At 66.2% G+C, this 2,648-nt stretch carries 2 protein-coding genes and 1 pseudogene; all 3 read right to left on the bottom strand.

Annotation, left to right across the window (positions count from 1 at the left end):
* Positions 1-533: pseudogene (locus tag I5G_RS17535) on the bottom strand (carbohydrate ABC transporter permease); the annotation flags it as partial.
* Between the two features lie 6 nt (positions 534-539).
* Complete coding sequence (locus I5G_RS17530) at positions 540-1,424, bottom strand: carbohydrate ABC transporter permease (RefSeq protein ID WP_022880224.1); 885 nt, start codon at positions 1,422-1,424, stop codon at positions 540-542.
* 65 nt (positions 1,425-1,489) lie between these two features.
* Positions 1,490-2,648 (bottom strand): ABC transporter substrate-binding protein (locus I5G_RS17525; protein ID WP_022880223.1); only part of this gene is annotated, 1,159 nt, incomplete at its 5' end.

The raw sequence follows: 2,648 nt of genomic DNA, 5'->3' as shown, positions 1-2,648 counted from the left end.
GCCATCATGAACACGGTGAGCGGCAGGCCGGTCGCGGTGTACGTGATGATCAGCGGCCACAGCGATCCGGTGATCCCGGCCTGGAAGTACACCGAGAACAGCGGCAGGAGGATCATCTGACCGGGCACCATGATGCCCGCCAGGAACAGCAGCAGGATGCCGCCCCGCCCGCGGAACACCATCACCTCCAGCACGAATCCGGCGGCGACGCCGAGGAGCAGCATGAGGGCCAGCGCCGGGAACACGGCGGCGACGCTGTTGCCGAGGTACTGGCCGATGTTGCCCGTGACCCACGCGTCGACGTAGTTCTGCAGGTTCAGTTCGCGCGGGAGCGCCCAGGTCGGCGCATTCAGGAACTCGTCCTGGCTCTTGAACGAGTTCATGAGGAGCCAGAGCAGCGGGAGCACCTCGATCGCCACGAGCAGGACGATGAGGACGGTGCCGGGGATGCGGCGCAGGGATCCCGCGCGCGGCGCCGGACGACGGCGCGTGCGCAGCCGCTCGGGCGATTTCGGAAGGGTGGCGGTGGACATGGAGGATCAGCCCTTCGTGACGTCGCGACGAGACGACCGGAAGATGAAGACGGTCACGATCAGGCACAGGATCGTCAGCAGCAGCGCGATCGAGGCGCCGTAGCCGTACTCGCCGTAGCTGAACGAGGTCTGGAACATGTAAAGGGTCAGCGGAGTGGTCGCCGTCCCCGGGCCTCCGTTGGTGAGGGCGACGATGGAGTCGAAGACCTTCAGGGTGCCGTTGATGGAGAAGATGATCGACGACAGCAGGACCGGCAGCGACAGCGGGAGCACGATGCTACGCACCAGGCGCCACCCGTTCGCGCCGTCCAGGCGGGCCGACTCCATGATGTCGTCGGGGATGTCCAGTAGGCCCGTGTAGAGCAGCACCGCGTAGAAGCCCATCGAACGCCACAGGTCCATGACGACCAGGACCACGATCGCGCTCACCGGACTGCCGAACCAGTCGATGGATGCCACCCCGAAAACGTTCAACAGCGCGTTCACCGGGCCGGTCTGCGGCGCCACCTCGAACAGCTTCTGGAACATCAGGGCGACGGCCACCGTGGGGATGATGACCGGGAAGAACACGAGGGTCCGGACGACACTGCCGCGGTTGCGGAGGACGAAGACGTAGAACAGCGCGAGCAGGTAGCCCAGCAGCACCTGCCCGGCCGTGATGATCACGGCGTACAGGAGCGTGAAGCGCAGGGCTTCGGCCACGCGCGGGTCGGTGAACAGACGCGCGATGTTGTCGAAGCCGACGAACTCGAATCCCGAGATCGCGTTGCCCTCGAAGAGCGTGTATCCGAGCGACCACACCACGGGGATGAGCATGACCAGGGTGTAGACGAGGAGCGCCGGGCCGAGCAGCAGCGCGATGGCGCGGCGGTCGCCGAGGACTTTGTTCATGGGGGTTCCTTCGCAAGGGGAGAGAGGCGGGGGCGACGATCGTCGCCCCCGCCTCGGAGGACACGTCAGCCCAGGTCGGCCTGCACCAGGCTCATGAAGTCCTGGGGCGAGATGGCACCGGTGAGCAGCTGCGCCGCGTTCTTCTGGCTCGTCTCGGTGGCCTTGGCGCTGAAGAGCGCCTCGAACCACAGCACCGACTCCTTGGTGGAGGAGATCTGGTCCTGGACGAGGGCGGTCAGGTCGTCCACCTTGACGTCGCCGTCGACGGTGAAGCCCGAGATCGTGTCGGCCTTCGAGAGCGACTCGGCACCGTAGTTGTTCGCGATGCAGGTCAGCCACTTGCCGGTGTTGTCGTTGTAGGCCTTCGCCGACAGCGCCATGGGCAGGCCGACGTTGGCCGGCGTCTGGCTCGCGTCGCCCTTACCGCCCGTGACGTTGGGGAAGGGCAGGAAGCCGATGTTGTCCGAACCGATCTGGTTGGCCTTCTCGTCGGCGAAGTTCGACAGCGCCCAGCTGCCCATGTAGAAGAAGGCCGCCTTGCCGGTGAGGAACGTGTTGAAGGCCGTGTCGTAGTCGATCGAGCCGACGCCCTGGCCGAAGTAGCCGGCAGTGCCCAGGTCGGCGACGGCCTGTGCCGCGGCGACGTACTCCGGGTCGGTGAGCTTGGCCTGCCCGTCGGCCACCTTCTGCAGCGCGTCGGGACCGAGGTCGCGGAAGATATAGCCGCTGATCAGGCGGGTGATCGGCCAGCCCTGCTCGCCGGAGGCGGAGAACGGCTGGACGCCGGCGCCCTGGAGCTTGGCCGCGGCCGCGGTGAGCTGGTCCCATGTCTGCGGAACCTGGATGCCGTTGTCGCTGAGGAGCTTCTTGTTGTACCAGATGCCTTCGATGTTGTACTGGTACGGAAGGACGTTGAAGCCGCCGTACAGCTGCTCGATCGTGGAGATCGCGGCGGGCTGGACCTTGTCGATGACACCGAGGTCGGTGAGGGTCTTCTTCAGATCGAGGACCTGGCCGCCCTTGGCCAGTTCCTTGGTCAGAGCCGGGGCGTTGCCGGCCGCGTATTGCGTGGGCAGCGCGTTCTGTCCCGCGAGCAGCTGGAGCTTCTGGTCGAGCTGCGTCTGCGGCACCGTCTCGACCTCGAGCGGCTGCGCGTCGTTCTCGGCCTTGCACTGGTCGGCGCTGAGGCCCTTCAGAAGATCGGGGATCGTGGTGTTCTCCTGG

Origin of the sequence: Microbacterium sp. B19 (assembly GCF_000333395.1) — a bacterium.
In the GTDB taxonomy this organism is placed as follows: Bacteria; Actinomycetota; Actinomycetes; order Actinomycetales; family Microbacteriaceae; genus Microbacterium.
The sequence above is the reverse complement of the archived record's forward strand: the minus strand, read 5'-3'. Positions and strand labels throughout refer to the sequence as shown.

Coding starts and splice junctions, on each gene's coding strand:
- I5G_RS17530 (WP_022880224.1), bottom strand. CDS start 1,424: ATGAACAAAGTCCTCGGCGACCGCCGCGCCATCGCGCTGCTGCTCGGC.